Source organism: Paenibacillus sp. fava2, from assembly GCF_058313675.1.
The window spans coordinates 2,575,417-2,592,147 of the sequence record NZ_CM177755.1; the positions used below are offsets into that span (position 1 = coordinate 2,575,417).

A 16,731-nucleotide genomic window follows, 5' to 3' on the forward strand; every position below is an offset into this window, starting at 1 on the left:
CCTATATCCGTTATAATGGAGTTGAGGTGAGTCATTATGCCGGAATTACCGGAAGTTGAAACAGTCAGAAGAACCCTTAACGATTTAATTACAGGCAAGCAGATAGAGCACGTCACCGTCCGGCTGCCGCGGATTATCCAGCGACCGGACGATACCCAGGCCTTTGCCAACATGCTGGCGGGCCATAGCATTGTTACAGTTGAGCGAAGAGGCAAGTTCCTGCGGTTTGTGCTGGACGGACTCGTGATGGTCTCCCATCTACGGATGGAGGGCCGTTACGGGCTGTACCGGCAGGATGAGCTGCTGGACAAGCATACTCACGTTATTTTCCATTTTACCGATGGCACAGAGCTGCGTTACACGGATGTGCGCCAGTTCGGTACAATGCATCTGTTTCAGCCGGGTGAGGATCTGCTGCTGAAGCCGCTGAACAAGCTGGGTCAGGAGCCGCTGGATGTTTCTTTTACGCCGGAGCGGTTTAAGGAAATTGTCGGAGGCCGGAGTACCAAAATCAAGCCGCTGCTGCTTAATCAGGAATTTATTGTCGGCATCGGCAATATCTATGTAGATGAGGCGCTGCACCGTGCGGGGATTCACCCGGAGGAGACGGCGAAGTCACTTTCGGACGAGCAGCTGAACCGGCTGCACAGAGCGATTGTGGCGACACTGACAGATGCGGTTAACGCCGGAGGCTCATCGGTCAAATCGTATGTCAACGGCCAGGGCGAGAGCGGCAGCTACCAGCAGCAGCATCTCATTTACGGCCGCAAGGACCAGCCCTGCAGAACCTGCGGCACCCTGATCGAGAAAAGCGTCGTAGGCGGCCGGGGCACGCATATCTGCCCGAACTGCCAGCCTTTAACCGTTATTATAAGCAAAAGTTAGAAATGAGATTTATCCGTTTCGTTGTTTAAATGCACCATAGCTGTCCAGCCTGACACAAAAGCCCAGGAACCGACTGCCGGTCCCGCCCATATACTGTGTGAAGAATGCTGAAACAAGCAAACGGAGCCGGAGGGTTTCATCCTCAAGGCTTCCGTTTCTTCACGGGAGGGATTGCGGGTGATCAGCCCATTGTTTTCACTGCTGCTTCTGGCTTTTGCGCTTAGTTTGGACGGTTTTGGTGTAGGCATTACATATGGATTACGCAAAATGAAAATACCGCTGCTCTCCATCCTGATTATCTCGCTCTGTTCCGGGATCGTCATTGGTGTCTCGATGCAGGTCGGTGTACTCTTAGCCAAGGTTGTCTCTCCGGATGCCGCCTCCATTATTGGAGCGGTTATTCTCGTCTTAATGGGCTGCTGGTCGCTGATTCAGATGCTGACTCAGAAGGAGCGGAGCCCGCAGGATGAGGAGAGGGAAGCCGCACTTGAGCGATCGGCAGGGATTACGGCATCCGGCCTTGTGACTGAAGCAGGCGTCTTAACTGAGCTGCCGGCAGATGCCGGAGAAGCCGGCCCGCAGAAGTCCGCCGTTTTCTCCTTGGAGCTGCGGCATCTGGGTGTTGTTATTCAGATTCTGCGGACGCCGTCGTCTGCCGACATGGATGCTTCCGGCAGCATCTCTTCAATGGAGGCGATGATCCTGGGGATTGCGCTGTCGCTGGACGCTTTCGGCGCAGGGCTTGGTGCTGCGCTGCTTGGCTTCAGCCCGGTCTGGACCTCACTGATGATTGCCCTGTTCAGCGGTACCTTTTTGCTGCTTGGAATGAAGACCGGCCTCAAGCTGTCGGGAAGCTTCTGGATGAAGCATGCTGCCGCTCTGCCTGCGTTATTATTAATTGCAATGGGAATAATGAAGCTGTTATGAGGTGAGTACATGATTATGGGCTTAACCGGAGGTATTGCATCCGGAAAAAGCACCGTCTCCGCAATGCTAGTGCAAAAAGGAGCACGACTCGTCGATGCCGATGTCATCGCAAGAGGGGTCATGCTCCCGGGACATCCCGTGCTGGCTGCTGCTGTAGAACATTTTGGCCAAGGAATCCTGCTGCCTGACGGCACCCTAAACCGGGCTGCGCTGGGGGAGATTGTCTTCAGCGACCCCGCTGCCCTGCGGGTATTGAACAGTCTGACACATCCGGCAATCCGTCGGGAAATCAAGGATCAGATGTATGCATTGGAAGAGGAAGACTCGCAGCGTCTGGTTATTGTAGACATTCCTTTATTGTATGAATCCAAGCTGGACAGCCTGTTCGATAAGGTTATGGTCGTATATGTACCCCGGGAGGTGCAGCTTGCCCGCTTGATGGAACGTAACGGACTTAGCCCTGAACAGGCTGCAGCAAGGCTGGACGCCCAGATGGACATTGAAGAGAAACGTGAGAGAGCAGATTATATCATTGATAACAGCGGTGAGCTTGCCGGGACTGAGCAGCAGGTTGCCGTTATGTGGGACAGGCTGGGGTTATTATGAGCTGGCTGCGTAAAAAAAGAGTGCTGCTCCTGCTGTTCATCGGTTTTACCGCCATTCTGTTTCTCGGCACTAACTGGATGTCCTGGTTTTATCCAATCCATTATAAAGACGAAATCCGTAAACACAGCAGCACGTATAAGACCGATCCGTTTCTGGTCGCGGCGATTATCCGTGTGGAGACCAACTTCAAGACGGGCCGTGAATCCAAAAAGGGTGCGCTTGGACTGATGCAGCTCATGCCGGATACTGCCAAATGGGCGCTTGAAATGGCCAAGCTGCCTGACGTATCGCTGGATGAGCTTAAAGAGGAGCCGTCGGCCAATATCGAGCTGGGCACCTGGTATCTTTCCTCGCTGTCCCGCCAATTTGACGGCAACCGGACAGCTGTGATTGCCGCATACAATGCGGGCCCGGGCAAAGTACAGAGCTGGCTTGATGGAGGGGACTGGGATGGCACAGAGGCTGCGGTGAAGGATATACCGTTCGGCGAGACCCGGCACTACGTGCAGCGCGTGATTTATTACTATAATCAGTATACGGAGATTTACAGTGAGTTCTAATGTTATCGTATGTAAAAAAAGAAGCATTAAACGGCTTACAGCCGTTTAATACTTCTTCGGCAAGCTTATGGGGACAGGTTATTTGTATTGACCTGCCAGGGATTGTTCAGCGATTGTTACAAGACGTTTAGTGATGTAACCACCGATCGAACCGTTTTCGTAAGATGTTTTATTGCCTTGGTATCCGTCCGGGGAAAGAGTGATACCTAATTCTTGGGCAACCTCATATTTCAGTTGTTCCAAGGCACCGCGTGAATTTGGAGCTACCAGGTTATTGCTGCTGTTTTGGCTCATTTCTGTTCACCTCCTATCGGTTGGTAACTGTATTATGTGCCGGACCCGCCAGATTCATAACAACAATAAAACGGTGTTTTCTGGAAAAAAATATTGAGCCCGGCAAGACGGTGTGCTGCCTGCAGCAGCAATTACTATAACAGCAAAAAGGAGTGGCCAAGCTTATGAAATGCCCATACTGTGATCACACTAATACCAAAGTGCTTGACTCGCGTCCGGCCAATGAGAACAAGTCGATCAGGCGCAGGCGTGAATGTGAACGCTGCAGCAAGCGCTTTACTACATTCGAGATGATTGAAGAAACCCCGCTGATTGTCATTAAGAAGGATGGAAGCCGTGAGGAGTTCAGCCGTGACAAAATCCTGCGCGGGCTCATCCGCGCCTGTGAGAAGCGGCCGGTGTCCGTGGAACGCCTGGAATCCATCGTCTCCGAGGTGGAGAAGACACTGCGCGGTATCGCACTGGCGGAGATTGAGAGCCGGCAGATCGGCGAGCTCGTGATGGAGCAGCTATATCCGGTGGATGAGGTGGCTTACGTTCGTTTTGCCTCTGTATACCGGCAGTTTAAAGACATCAATATGTTCATGAAGGAACTGAAGGGGCTGCTGTCTAAAAATGATGGTGAGCTGGAGGGCCTTTAGATGAGCTGCAGCACCTGTGCAAAAATTGCTCCGTTTGATGTAGAGCTTTGTAGAGGTGCTGTATCGTTTCTCGTTTCTTTAGGGAAACAAAAAGCAAATAACATTTTTTATAAAAGTGTTGACATGAGGAATAGATTTCTGTATTATATAGAAGTCGGCTACGAAATACGAAATAACACGACGGAGTGAGCTTTCAGCTCACACATGATTTTAGAATACATATTGTAGTTCTAAATCGGTAACATGGGGCCATAGCTCAGCTGGGAGAGCGCATCGCTGGCAGCGATGAGGTCAGGGGTTCGATCCCCCTTGGCTCCACCATAATTTTATACCAACATGGACTCTTAGCTCAGTTGGTAGAGCAGTAGACTCTTAATCTATTTGTCCAGGGTTCGAGCCCCTGAGAGTCCATCTTAGAAGAAACGGCAGAGATGCCGTTTTTTTGTTGTGTGTTGAAAGTAGGGGAGGGGGCCAAGGTTATGTGATTAACACCGAATGCATCAAACATTCCTTTGGCTCACTAATGACATTTTCCGAGCTGCGCCAACTATACTAACAGTGCCAATACCCTGTACATACCAAGACACCAAGACACCAAGACACCAAGACACCAGTTATACTTACTATCCGACGATCCTAGTAACCCCAGAACTCCAGAACTCCAGAACTCCAGAACTCCAGAACTCCAGAACTCCAGAACTCCAGAACTCCAGTAGCTCTTCTCACCCCATCTCGTAAACCAACGAATAGCGGATACTCCTTTACTCAAACTATACTTCGACTCCCGAATTCTAACGGACCGTAGCGCCGTTATTTCTGCCATTCGGTATACCTGCACAGGCTAACGGACTGTAATGACGTTATTCCCTCCATATGTTGCCCATTTCAGCAGTTGGAACGAAGATAACGTCATCTGAGTCCGTTAGCCTGGGAAAACCCTCGTTTTAGCGGAAATAAGGACTCCTGGGTCCGTTAGAGTATAGGGAGATTTGTATCAATTCATTTATGCGGCTTGGGTCGCTACACCTTTAAACAATACGTACGATAACGCTGGGGTCCGCCACCTGAGATATCAAGCAGCTTTTGTTCGGCTAACTGATGCAGGATGCGTCTGGCATGCCTGTCCGTTACATGTAGATGGCCTGCGAGCTCTTGAGGAGTGAATGACCTGAGCAGACGTCTGGCAAACCGCATCGTTTCCGCTTCGAGCCAAGTCAGTGTAGAAGAAACATCAGTCGCTACGAATTTGCCGATAAATGAAAGCACCAGCTGCTGACACTGCTTAGGTTCCTCTACAATAGAAGGATAGGCAACCGGAAGAAAAGTCCAGCCATCGAGAGCCAGCAGACAATGACGCCGGCATAAATCCTTGAATCTCCGGACATCTAGATCCCTGGCATGCGGTCCGTAGCCCTGAATCTCAATACCGCCCTTCACTCCTCCAGGCATATATGCCAAATCAAGATAGCGGTAACCGTTATTGAAGTCACGCACCTCCCATTCCGGAAGCAGATGATCTAAATTGCCGATTGCAGGGAACCATACGGTGCGAAGAAACTCGATTGTCCCATGCCCTAGTCCTTTCTCAAGCAACTCTCTGCGTCTGTGGTTACTTTCGTTTTTAATACTGTTTTGTAACCATTCCTCGAACAGCTGGTCGAATCTAGGCATCCCATCATACTCCTCATCAACGATTTTTTTGCACAAAAAAGCCGCTCCCATACAATTCCTCCAGCTAATTAACTTTAGGAGGCGATTGTATGAAAACGGCGTGTGCTTCACGGCTTATATCTCCATTATATCCTGATCAAAGATGGAAGCAATGACAATGATCTTAACGAAATGAATTTCCCCACTTCCAAATCTCACACAACGTGGTAAGATAATCAGGCGGAAATTACCGTAAGTACAGAGACAGGAAGGGTCAGAAATACATTATGAGCACAAAGAAGGCAACAACAAAATCACTTGGCAAAACAGTAACGGCCACTCAGGCCCTGGCTATTGTAGTTGGGATGATTATCGGGTCGGGGATCTTTTTGAAGCCGGGGATAGTGTTAAGCAATGCCGGTACGCCGTGGATGAGTATTCTGGCGTGGAGTGTCGGCGGGATCATTACGCTGGCGTCAGCACTGACTGTGGCGGAGATCGCTGCTGCGATTCCTAAATCCGGCGGATTGTATACTTACCTCGGTGAGCTTTACGGCGGCGTATTCGGTTATCTGCTGGGCTGGGTGCAGGCGGTGATTTCTTATCCGGCGTCTGTAGCAGCGCTGGCGATTGCCTTTGCCACCTATTCCGGGTATTTCGTGCCGCTGAACGGCTGGCAGCAGAAGCTGCTGGCAGTAGCCATTCTGGCGTTTATTCTGATTATGAATGTGATCGCCACCAAATTCGGCGGGATTATCCAGACGGTTGCGACGGTGGGCAAGCTGATTCCGGTTGCGGGCATCATCGGCGTTGGCCTGTTTTCGAATCTGGCTCCCGGCTTTTCGGGAATAGATGCACCAGCGGCGGGCGCGGGCTTTGGAGTGGCAGTTCTGGGTACGCTATGGGCTTATGACGGCTGGATCAGTGTAACTAATATGGCAGGTGAAATTAACAATCCGGCGAAGACCCTGCCCAAGGTCATTTCGATCGGGGTTATTTTTGTGATCGCTGTGTATGTGCTGTTTAATGTGGCTGTGTTCAAGGCGCTGCCTTATGAGCAGATTATCAGTTCCCCGACGCCGGGAGCGGACGCGGCAGAAGCGCTGTTCGGCAACGGGGGCGGAGCTTTTATTACGGCAGGCATTATTATATCCGTGCTCGGTGCGCTGAACGGCTATCTGATGACGGCAGCGCGGGTGCCGCAGGCGATGGGGGAGAAGCAGCAGATTCCATTTTCACGGGTGCTGAGCAGTATTCATCCCAAGTTCCAGACCCCGGCTAATGCACTTATTTTTCAGAGTGTGCTGGCGGTAATCTACATTTTCTCTGGCACCTTTAATACGCTGACGGATCTGCTGGTGTTTGTCTTGTGGATCTTTTTCACGATGGGTGTGTTTGGAGTCTTTCTGTTACGCAAAAAAATACCGCCTGTGCAGGGTCGCTACCGTGTGCCGCTTTATCCGGTTACTCCTATAATCGGGGTTGCTGGCGGACTCTACATTTTGGGCAGCACCATTGTCAGTGACCCGCTGCGTTCGCTGACCGGAATCGGGATTACATTGGCCGGATTGCCGGTGTATTATATTTTGTCGCGTAAAAAATCGTAATCTGCTTGATAAGACCATTCCTTTCTGCAAAGGGGTGGTCTTTTTGCGTACAATCAGCCTGCGCTGCAAGATAGTGCAATCCGGGCGAAATAGTCCAAAACCGCGTAACAGGCAGGGCAAAAATGTCCTATTGCCGGAATAGCCGGGGATAAGTATGCTACAGTTGTTGATTTTACTTGGAATGTACTGGATTTGGAATGTACTGGAGGAGAACCGATAATGAGCATTCAAATGGAGCATTTGGACCGGGGGCTGGCGGCAGTCGGCACTTCGGAAGGAATATTTATCAGCTGGCGGCTGTTGGGGCAAGAAGTGACCGCATCTACAGGGCAGGGCCTGACGGCAGCAGACTTTCGTTTGTACCGTAACGGAGTAATGATTGCGGAGGTCACAGACAGTACCAATTACCTGGACCGGTCCGGCAGCCTGGAAGCGGAATATGCGGTAGCTGCAGTGATTAACGGGAAGGAACAGGAGCAGTGCGCTGTAACCCGGCCTTGGGAAACTCCCTATCTGGAGATTCCGCTGCAGAAGCCGGCGGACGGAATTACACCCGCAGGTCAATCCTATACTTACAGCGCCAATGACATGAGTGTAGGGGATGTAGACGGTGACGGGGAATATGAGTATATCGTCAAATGGGACCCGTTGAATGCCAAGGATGTCTCCCATGTAGGCTATACGGGCAATGTGTATGTGGATTGCTACAAGCAAAACGGCACACTTCTGTACCGGATCGACCTGGGAGTCAATATCCGGGCAGGAGCGCATTACACCCAGTTCCTGGTGTATGACTTTGACGGTGATGGCAAAGCGGAGCTGATGTTTAAAACGGCACCGGGTACCAAGGTGATTCGCTACGAGAAAGGTGCTCCGTTAACTGAAGCATTCATTACGCTGCTGCCCGAAGATGAGGCTGCCGGGTACAGCCATAATGATGATTACCGCATGAACGGTGAAGCGTATGCGGAGCATGTCGCAGAGCTGTTCGAGGGCTGGCACAGCCATGAGGAGGTCCTGGCGGGACACTGGCCGGCTACGCTGGAGGAGTGCTTCGGAATTGCCTCCGAATATTCCTACCCGTTGTCCAGGGAGGATGCGGTCCGGCTTGCGGATTATTTTCTGGATGTATATGCGCCATCCAGAAGTGAACGCAACAAGCTGCGTGAATTCGAAGGGTTTATTCTGAAAGGGCCGGAGTACCTCAGCGTCTTCCGCGGAGAAACGGGAGAGGAGCTGGCGACGGTCCGCTACAAGCCGGGCCGCCATGACGACGGGCTGATGTGGGGGGATTACTCCTGGAACCGGATAGAGCCGGGCAACCGGGTTGACCGCTTCCTGGCTGGAGTCGCTTATCTGGACGGAAAGAAGCCGTATGCGCTGTTTGCCCGCGGATACTATACCCGTGCCACCATGGCCGCCTACAGCTGGAACGGACAGGAATTGACAGAGACCTGGTACATTGACAGCGGATGGGTTACCATGAACAATCCTTTTGCCGACACCTTGCACCTGCAGGACGGACGGAATCCGGGCTTCGGCGGGTTGGCCAAGCAGGGGGCCCATGCTCTGTCCACGGCTGATGTGGACGGAGACGGCTGCCAGGAGATCATCTACGGATCGGCTACGATCGACCATGACGGCAGTCTCCTGTACAGCTCAGGCGGAATCCTGCCGGAAGGAAGCGCAGCTCCGGGGGAATACGCCAAGCTGGGCCATGGAGACGCTTTGCATGTAGCCGTAGTCGATCCTGAACGGGACGGCCTGCAGATTTATATGGTTCACGAAGAGGGCATCCATGGACCATATGGATATTCGCTGCGGGATGCAGCGACCGGAGAGGTGTTGTACGGCGGCTTTGCCAAGGAGGATGTAGGGCGGGGCATGATCGGCAAAGTAGAACCGGCCGTGCCCGGCCTGCAGACCTGGTGCAGCGAAAGCCACCTGGCTCATGAGCCGTCACGGGGACTTCGCTCAGCCAAGGGCGAGAAGCTGGATGAACGGGCGCCGGGAACGAATATGAATATCAAGTGGGCGGCGGACATGACGACCCAGTTCATCAGCGGCACATTTGAAGAACCGGTTACCATTGAAGACTGGAAGCAGGGCACACTCCTGATGGCGGAGGGTACACGTTCCAACAACGGCACCAAGGGCAATCCCTGTCTGGTGGCAGACCTGTTCGGTGACTGGCGGGAGGAGCTGGTCGTCCGGCTGGCGGACAGCTCGGCTATACGCATCTACATGAACACAGAGGTAACAGACCGCAAACTGTACACGCTGATGCATGATCCCCAGTACCGGACAGGGGTCGCCTGGCAGAATGTGGTATACAATCAGCCTTGCTACACGAGTTTCTATCTGGGCACGGATATGAACTGGTCCAAGGTTCCGGTTCCGGATTTGGATCTTCGGTAAATTTCTCAAACGGGGAGTATCAGCCTGGCGGGCTGAATGCTCCCTGTTTTTTTATGCATTCTCTCCTTTCATACCATAAATACCCAAAAAAGTGCTATAGTAGAAGAAGCCGGGTAAGACCAATGGAGAGGGATGATATCATGAAACTTATAGATATAACAAAAGAAAACTGGGAGAACGTTATTCTTCTTTCCACAAACGAGCATAATCAGCTGACGCTGGATGAGGAATTTGTTGCCTCCAATGCGTACTCGCTGGTGGAGTCATTTTATGAAGAGAATTGGATCGTGAGAGCGATCGAGCTAAACGGGACAATGATCGGATTCGCAATGTATGGATTCCCGGAAGGCAGTAACGCTTACGAGCTCCGCAGGTTTATGATTGACAGAAGGTTTCAGGGGAAAGGCTACGGAAAGCAGGCCCTGTCTTTGATCGTTGAAGAAATGCGGGGGCGATACAGCTGTAAGGAAATATTTTTGTCTACAGAAGCTGCGAATGTAAAAGGGAAGCATGTGTACGAGAGTGCGGGATTTCTCAATACAGGTAAGATTCAGGATGGTGAAGAGCTGTATATGTTAAAAATAAGCTGATCTGTAACAGCGGGAGGTTACAGTTTATGCAAAAAGGCTGCTCCTTGAAAAGGAGGGCAGCCATTTCAGACAGTTATTCTCTTGAGGGCTTCGGGCTGCTAGCCGAACCGAAACCTAGCTGTGCTGCGCAAGCTGCACCTCAAACCCGTCCGGATCCAGCACATAAAAGAACCGCAGATGCGGATTCGGCGAGACGGGCCCGCGTGCTACCGGGATGCCATGGCTATTTAATTCATCGATCGCATCCTCCAGCGATGCGACTTCGAAGCCGACAGATACACCGCATTCGGGCTTCAGCGCAGCTTCGCTCCCCTGAATCAGCTCAATTTTGGGCTGACCCTGCCGGCCCAGCATAACGATCTGCCTGCCTCTGCTTTCAAATTGGCGTTCAACCGGAAGACCCAGAATCCGGTGGTAAAATTGCAAAGAAGCCTCAAGATCACGTACTCTTAATGTTATCCAGTTCATGCGTAATTGCATATACAACAGCCCCTTTTCCCCAAGCTAAATGACACTTCAAGTTTACTATAGCCGGAGAAAATAAAAAAACATTTGACATTGTGTCTCCTGCGAGGTATATTATAAGAGTTCCTTTTGAGAGCAAAGATCATAACAACCAACATAATATGGACTCTTAGCTCAGTTGGTAGAGCAGTAGACTCTTAATCTATTTGTCCAGGGTTCGAGCCCCTGAGAGTCCATCACACAAAGAACGGCAGCGATGCCGTTTTTTTGCTGTTCATTTACATATTCAAAGAGCGTCTCCGTTCAGGCGAAGGGAGACGCTCTTTTTTATACACAGATTCAGGTCATCTAGTCTCCAGATAAGCAAAACCAAGCGCTCCGGTAACCGGATTGCGGTAGGTTTCACAGGCCACATCAAACACCTGGCCAATCAGCTCCTTGGTCAGAATGTCCTCAGGCTTGCCGCTTGCGGCAACCTGCCCCTGCTTCATTACATACAGATAATCGCAGTATTCGGCGGCGAGCGTAAGGTCATGGAGTGCGGCGAGGATGCCGATGTCCAGCTTTTTTACAATGTTCAGGATCTGCAGCTGGAACTTGATATCCAGGTGATTGGTTGGCTCATCGAGAATCATGAATTCCGGCTGCTGGGCTAGCACACGGGCCAGAATGACACGCTGCTTCTCGCCGCCCGACAATGAATTGTAGCTGCGTTCTGCGTGACCCTCCAGATTTACCTTGCGCAGGGCACCGGTTACAATATCGTGATCCTGCTTATTGTCCGTTTCCAGCATGCCTTTATGCGGGGTCCGGCCCATTGCAACCATCTCGCGCACTTTGAAATCAAAGCTCAGTTCGTTGAACTGGCCCACGACGCCCAGCTTTTGCGCAACCACCTTGGGGCTTGCTTTGATTACATCAAGGTCAGACAAAAAGACATCTCCCTGCTTAGGCTTGATGACTTTATAGATGCTCTTCAGCAGCGTGGATTTGCCGCAGCCGTTCGGCCCGATCAGGCCGACGAACTGCTTGTTGCGGACCTTGAGCGATACATCCTTGACAATATTGACATTGGAAAAAGAGACAGCCAGATGTTCAACGTTTAAATTCATTAAGATTTGCCTCCAAACGCGTAGCCTTTTTTGACCAGCATGTACATGAACATTGGTGCGCCTATCAGGGCTGTGATGATCCCGATCGGCAGCTCTACATTTGGCACGATAGTCCGGGCAATAACGTCCGTCCAGATGAGGAAGATGGCACCAAACAGAATAGAAGCCGGGAGCAGCCTGCGGTGATCAGAGCCGACGAGCCCGCGTACCAGATGGGGGATAATCAGGCCGACGAAACCGATCATTCCGCAGCTGGCGACCATGATACCGGTAATCAGGGCGGTGAGAATCATATAGGCCTTGCGGTAAGCGCCAAGTGAAATCCCCAGCGTGACCGCCGCTTCATCACCAAGCAGCATGGCATTCAAGGCACGGAACTGCATCAGGAAAAATGCGGCCGCCAGCGTCACGGACACCGCTATCAGCGGCAGCTTATCCCAGCTTGAAGCGGCTAGGCTGCCCATGGTCCAGAAGGTAACGGTCTTGATGCCTTCGGCATTGTTGGCGAAATAGACGATAAAGTTGGCAAAGGCGGTACATAGCGCATTTATGACCATACCAGCCAGTACGAGCTTGACGGAGGTCATTTTGCCGCCTGCATTAGCCAGGAGCATTACAAGCAATGAAGCCCCGACAGCACCGGCGAAGGCCCAGAAGGCTACACCGGTCTGTCCGAGAATACCCATCGTGCCGAAGCCGATCAGAATAGCGAAGGTTGCACCAAGCGACCCGCCTGAGGAAATACCTAGTATGTATGGATCAGCAAGCGGATTTTGAACGGCAGCCTGCATAATGGTACCGCACAGTGTAAGGCCTGCACCGATGAACAGGGCCATGAGTACACGCGGGAAGCGGATTTTCCAGATGATGTCTACAAACGATCCGGAAGTCAGATCCTGCACATTTCCAATCTGAATGCCGGTAATCTGATGGAGCAGAATCCGGTAGGATTGGGAGACTGGAATTTCGACTTGTCCAAAGGAGACGGCAGCACCTGCGGACAGAACAGTGATGACCAGCAGAACGACAATAACCGCGGTGAATCCGTAACGGCTGCTGATGATCGATTGCTTAGATGCCGGCTTAGCGGCTATATCGGTTTGCATAACGTTCATAGGGGCTCCTTCATAATAACGTTTTAATTTAAAATATATCGCACAATGAGAATCGTTGTCAATGAGAATTATTATCATTGACAGATCATGCTGCTTTCTATATTCTACGATTGTATTCCTTGCAGGACGGAAGGTTATACCAACCCAAGCTAATCCAAGCAAGGCTGTTTACCAGAAATATAGAAAAGGGGATAGGAATAATGAGAAAAGTATTTAAAATATTTACACCGCTGCTGGCGGTTTTGCTGCTGGTAGGGATACTTTCAGCCTGTTCATCCAGTACACAGAATGAGAATGCTTCTGCTGCTACGGCAGCGCCAACCAATGCTGCTGCGGAGGCAACCGAGGCTCCGACTGCTGCTCCGAGTACAAGCACTGTATATCCGCTGACTATTGAGAATTACACCAATAACGGTGAAGGTACCGCATGGACAGCCAAGTCAGTGACCTTTGACAAAGCGCCTGAGAAGGTTGTAGCTAATACGCAAGGCGCCGCCGAGCTGCTGATCAAGCTGGGTTTGACTGATAAAATGGTAGGCGTGGCTGCGCTGTATGGTGCAGGGGACCCTTCTGTTCAGGAAGAATTCAAAAAAATCCCGGTAATCTCTGAGAATTATGCCAGTAAAGAGCTGGTTGTCGGAGCAAGCCCTGACCTGGTCTTGGGACGTGCCGATCTGTTCGCGGACGCTGACTGGGGTGTTGGAACCGTGGAAGGCCTGAACGGGCTGGGTATCAAAACCTACCTGCAGAACACCAGCGTGAAGGGTGCTACTCTGGACAGCCTGTACAAGGACATCGAGCAGCTTGGCCAAATCTTTGATGTACAGGAGAACGCTGCTGCTTATATCGAGGAACTTAAACAACGTGCACAGACGATTAAAGATGGATCTGCGGCCAGCAACGCCAAAACCTTCGCTTATGTATCTGACGGCGGAAACGGGGCAATTGCCGTATACAGCGGAAATATTGATACTTTTGCCGGTGATGTGCTTGGTTTGCTTGGTCTTAAGAACAGCTTCGGCGACGTTACAGGCGATGTCAGCAAAGAACAGCTGCTTGCCACGAACCCTGATGTACTGCTCCTCTCCGTATACACCGGCGGTGTTGATCCGCAGACGACGCTGAAGGCCTTCTATGCTGATCCGTCGCTGCAAAGCCTGAATGCCATCAAGAATAAAGCGATCTACCTGATCGATTTCAACCAGTTCTGGGGCTATAGCTACTCTATCTTTGACGGGGCTGAGAAGCTGCTGTCCGATATTCTGGCTAACCAGAAATAAGGATATTATTATGAAAAGCAGGCTCGGCGGCCATACGGCTGTCCGACCTGCTTTTTGCTGCGGCCGGGAGCCTAGAAAATATTAATTTTGAATATTCAGCAATTTAGAGATAGAATGAATGAAATAGTGAAGTTGATAGCAATAGTGTAAAAAAGTGATTAACAACAGCTTGGGGGAACAGAACCGTGGAACTTGGTATTAGTACATTTGTGGAAACTACACCTGATGTGGTCACAGGAAAAACAATGAGCCACGCAGAACGGCTGCGTGAAGTAGTAGAAGAAATCATTTTGGCCGACCAGGTCGGTCTGGATGTGTATGGTGTCGGGGAGCATCACCGGCCTGATTTTGCGGCATCCTCTCCTGCAGTGGTTATGGCGGCGGCAGCAAGCCTGACGAGCAGAATCCGCCTGACCAGTGCAGTGATGATTCTGTCATCGGCTGATCCGGTGCGGGTCTATCAGGATTTTGCCACTCTGGACGGGCTGAGTAACGGACGGGCCGAAATTATGGTTGGCCGGGGTTCTTTTATAGAATCATTTCCGCTGTTCGGCTGCGATCTGCAGGATTATGAAAGCCTGTTCGATGAAAAGCTGGATCTCCTGATGAAGCTTCAGCAGTCTGAGCGGGTGACCTGGGAAGGCAGGCACAGACCCGCTATACATAATTTAGGAATATATCCGCGTCCGGTACAGGACCCGTTGCCGGTCTGGATTGCCAGTGCGGGAAGCCCGGAATCTGCAGTACGCTCCGGTGCACTGGGCCTGCCGTTTGCACTGGCAATGATCGGCCCGGTCCGGCCGCTGGATTTTGCCTCACAGGTGAAGCTGTATAAAGAAGCTGCAGCAGCAGCCGGCCATGATCCTGCCAAGCTGCCGGTTGCAGCGCATGCGCACGGCTTTGTTGCGGAAAGTACGCCGAAGGCAATCGAACAGTTCTTCCCGTCTACCTTTGCCAGAACCAATGTCCGGGCGGTTGAGAAGAACCTGCCTCCGTATACACGCGCAGATTATGATGCGGCAGTCAGTCCGGAGGGTGCGTTATTCGTCGGCGATCCGCGGACAGTCGCGGACAAAATCATTCAATTGCGCAAAGAGGTTGGAATCACCAGATTCCTGCTTCATGTCCCGCATGGTACCATGGCCCACGCCGAGGTAATGGAATCCATCAGGCTCCTGGGAACAGAGGTTGCTCCACTGGTGCGCGAGGAGATAGCCCGCTGGGAGGAGAATCGGTAGGCAAAAGGAGGATTATCAATGACAGAACGCATCCCCTGCAAAAGTGAAGGCTGCAAAGCGACCATTCTTCCGGCTACCTATCAGAAAACCGGCGGCTACTGTATGCCCTGTGTGCAGGAAAAGGAGCGTCAGGAACGGCAGGCCTACATTATGCAGCACCGCAAAACAGTGGATTTATATGCAGGCATTACGGACCCTGTTGAGGTGCTGAAGATTATGCATGCTTCCAGACCCTATGACCCGCTCATTGTGTACATACCCTATAGATCCGGCAAGGAAGAACTGTACCGTACACTTTCCGCAGAGGACGCTTGCAGGCTCGAGGCTTATGCCATGGAATTACTGCAGACAGGGGATGAAGAGGCCTGTACTGAAATCCTGATGTCGCTGGTCTGCTATACCAGCCGGGTGCTTAGCGGAACCGGCATTCTTGCTGAACTGGTTCACCGGGAAATATACGATCCGGCGTTTTTGTATAAACATGCACCGGCGGATATCCGGGATCTGCTGCTGGAGCAGGTGGAAACAGACGGGGAGAACCGTAATTCCCTGCTGCTCGTATTAAGCTGGATCGGTGACGAGATTGTCGTTCAGCGCTTCCGGGAATGGCGGGAGCATGCGCCGGAATGGGTAGATGAGCTGTATGTAGCGCCTGAACGGTATGCATATGAAGCCGGCTGGGAGCTGACTGGGGACGGGAAGCGGCTGGATTTATTTTATCCGGATAATTATGCCATTGTAAAAACAGCTGAAAAAACAGTACCCTCTGATGAACCGGCACACTTTGAGGATACAGGTGCAGCCTTTCTGTCGGAAAGCAGTCAGACCTGTGCCTGGTGCGGGAGCGGGCTGACGGTCCTTATGGATATTGCTGCCGGACATCCTGCGGTTCAACATTTGCCTGTGAACGGACAACGGCTGCAGGTGCAGACCTGTGTCATTTGCAGCTGTTACGGTCAGGTGTATATGGAGCTGGATTCCGTGCAGGGAGCGCGGTGGAGTGCTTTTAACCGAAAGCCTGATTATTTGCCGGAGACGGATCCGGCTGAAGAGAGTCGGGCATACCTGTCTGCCGGAAAACAATTCCGTATAGCGGAGGAACCGAGGAACACCTACCATGCCGTTCAGTGGACCATGGAGCCTTGGGCTTCGCAGATTGGCGGGTATCCGACCTGGATCCAGGATGCAGAATATCCTGAGTGTCCCTGCTGCTCGCAGCGCATGCATTTTATCGGCCAGCTGGACTGGGAAGCTGTAGAGGAGTACGGGGAAGGGATATATTACATGTTCCTATGTCCGGAAGGCAGGATGTCTGCCACACTGTTCCAGCAATCCTGATGTAT

At 51.6% G+C, this 16,731-nt stretch carries 16 protein-coding genes and 3 tRNA genes; 14 read left to right on the forward strand and 5 right to left on the reverse strand.

All coding sequences use genetic code 11. The features are described from left to right. Positions 1-36 precede the first annotated feature (36 nt). The 4 genes from mutM to AC4G46_RS10915 all read left to right on the forward strand — a co-directional run bounded on the left by mutM (position 37) and on the right by AC4G46_RS10915 (position 2,978). Complete coding sequence (mutM, locus tag AC4G46_RS10900; protein WP_491127949.1) at positions 37-885, forward strand: DNA-formamidopyrimidine glycosylase; 849 nt, start codon at positions 37-39, stop codon at positions 883-885. Between the two features lie 177 nt (positions 886-1,062). Further along, entirely contained in the window at positions 1,063-1,812 is a 750-nt protein-coding gene (locus tag AC4G46_RS10905; RefSeq protein WP_491127950.1) for a manganese efflux pump, read from the forward strand. Between the two features lie 9 nt (positions 1,813-1,821). Further along, positions 1,822-2,418 carry a dephospho-CoA kinase gene (gene coaE / locus AC4G46_RS10910; RefSeq protein ID WP_491127951.1) on the forward strand — a complete coding sequence of 199 codons (597 nt, stop codon included), beginning with the start codon at positions 1,822-1,824 and terminating at the stop codon, positions 2,416-2,418. Beyond that, positions 2,415-2,978: a lytic transglycosylase domain-containing protein gene (locus tag AC4G46_RS10915; RefSeq protein WP_491127952.1), complete on the forward strand. Its 564-nt coding sequence runs from the start codon at positions 2,415-2,417 to the stop codon at positions 2,976-2,978. The genes coaE and AC4G46_RS10915 overlap by 4 nt, the downstream gene beginning before the upstream one ends. 78 nt (positions 2,979-3,056) lie before the next feature. Here the strand turns inward: AC4G46_RS10915 and AC4G46_RS10920 are convergent, their stop codons facing one another. Next, complete coding sequence (locus tag AC4G46_RS10920; RefSeq protein WP_042175036.1) at positions 3,057-3,272, reverse strand: alpha/beta-type small acid-soluble spore protein; 216 nt, start codon at positions 3,270-3,272, stop codon at positions 3,057-3,059. A gap of 164 nt (positions 3,273-3,436) precedes the next feature. On the opposite strand from AC4G46_RS10920, the gene nrdR reads away from it, so the two are divergent. The 3 genes from nrdR (at position 3,437) to AC4G46_RS10935 (ending at position 4,324) form a co-directional block, all read left to right on the forward strand. Continuing rightward, the gene (nrdR, locus tag AC4G46_RS10925; protein ID WP_068721252.1) at positions 3,437-3,913 is read left to right on the forward strand and encodes a transcriptional regulator NrdR; all 477 of its coding nucleotides are present in this window, start codon (positions 3,437-3,439) and stop codon (positions 3,911-3,913) included. A 245-nt stretch (positions 3,914-4,158) separates the two neighbouring features. Next, positions 4,159-4,234, forward strand: a tRNA-Ala gene (locus tag AC4G46_RS10930). 17 nt (positions 4,235-4,251) lie between these two features. Next, positions 4,252-4,324, forward strand: a tRNA-Lys gene (locus tag AC4G46_RS10935). A gap of 609 nt (positions 4,325-4,933) precedes the next feature. Here AC4G46_RS10935 and AC4G46_RS10940 read toward each other — a convergent pair. Continuing rightward, a complete protein-coding gene (locus tag AC4G46_RS10940) occupies positions 4,934-5,584 on the reverse strand; it encodes a transcriptional regulator (protein ID WP_491127953.1) in 651 nt (216 codons plus the stop codon). Between the two features lie 266 nt (positions 5,585-5,850). Here AC4G46_RS10940 and AC4G46_RS10945 point away from each other — a divergent pair, with 266 nt between their 5' ends. From AC4G46_RS10945 to AC4G46_RS10955, 3 genes are all read left to right on the forward strand, one after another. Further along, positions 5,851-7,170, forward strand: coding sequence for an APC family permease (locus AC4G46_RS10945; protein WP_491127954.1), 1,320 nt, complete (start codon positions 5,851-5,853; stop codon positions 7,168-7,170). Between the two features lie 219 nt (positions 7,171-7,389). Continuing rightward, positions 7,390-9,588, forward strand: coding sequence for a rhamnogalacturonan lyase (locus AC4G46_RS10950; protein ID WP_491127955.1), 2,199 nt, complete (start codon positions 7,390-7,392; stop codon positions 9,586-9,588). Positions 9,589-9,710: 122 nt separating this feature from the next. Continuing rightward, positions 9,711-10,178, forward strand: coding sequence for a GNAT family N-acetyltransferase (locus tag AC4G46_RS10955; protein WP_491127956.1), 468 nt, complete (start codon positions 9,711-9,713; stop codon positions 10,176-10,178). 114 nt (positions 10,179-10,292) lie between these two features. Here the strand turns inward: AC4G46_RS10955 and AC4G46_RS10960 are convergent, their stop codons facing one another. After that, positions 10,293-10,646: a VOC family protein gene (locus AC4G46_RS10960; protein ID WP_491127957.1), complete on the reverse strand. Its 354-nt coding sequence runs from the start codon at positions 10,644-10,646 to the stop codon at positions 10,293-10,295. Between the two features lie 160 nt (positions 10,647-10,806). Between AC4G46_RS10960 and AC4G46_RS10965 the strand changes: the two genes are divergently transcribed. After that, positions 10,807-10,879: transfer RNA gene (locus AC4G46_RS10965), tRNA-Lys, on the forward strand. 108 nt (positions 10,880-10,987) lie between these two features. On the opposite strand, the gene AC4G46_RS10970 is transcribed toward AC4G46_RS10965, so the two are convergent. Together AC4G46_RS10970 and AC4G46_RS10975 are read right to left on the reverse strand one after the other, a co-directional pair. Next, positions 10,988-11,755, reverse strand: coding sequence for an ABC transporter ATP-binding protein (locus AC4G46_RS10970; protein ID WP_491127958.1), 768 nt, complete (start codon positions 11,753-11,755; stop codon positions 10,988-10,990). Next, complete coding sequence (locus tag AC4G46_RS10975; RefSeq protein ID WP_491127959.1) at positions 11,755-12,870, reverse strand: FecCD family ABC transporter permease; 1,116 nt, start codon at positions 12,868-12,870, stop codon at positions 11,755-11,757. The genes AC4G46_RS10970 and AC4G46_RS10975 overlap by 1 nt, the downstream gene beginning before the upstream one ends. A gap of 200 nt (positions 12,871-13,070) precedes the next feature. On the opposite strand from AC4G46_RS10975, the gene AC4G46_RS10980 reads away from it, so the two are divergent. The 3 genes from AC4G46_RS10980 (at position 13,071) to AC4G46_RS10990 (ending at position 16,726) form a co-directional block, all read left to right on the forward strand. After that, positions 13,071-14,150 (forward strand): ABC transporter substrate-binding protein, encoded by a 1,080-nt coding sequence (locus AC4G46_RS10980; protein WP_491127960.1) that lies wholly within the window; start codon positions 13,071-13,073, stop codon positions 14,148-14,150. A gap of 185 nt (positions 14,151-14,335) precedes the next feature. Next, positions 14,336-15,388, forward strand: coding sequence for an LLM class flavin-dependent oxidoreductase (locus AC4G46_RS10985; protein WP_491127961.1), 1,053 nt, complete (start codon positions 14,336-14,338; stop codon positions 15,386-15,388). 18 nt (positions 15,389-15,406) lie between these two features. After that, entirely contained in the window at positions 15,407-16,726 is a 1,320-nt protein-coding gene (locus AC4G46_RS10990; RefSeq protein WP_491127962.1) for a DUF1963 domain-containing protein, read from the forward strand. The last annotated feature ends 5 nt before the right edge of the window (positions 16,727-16,731 follow it).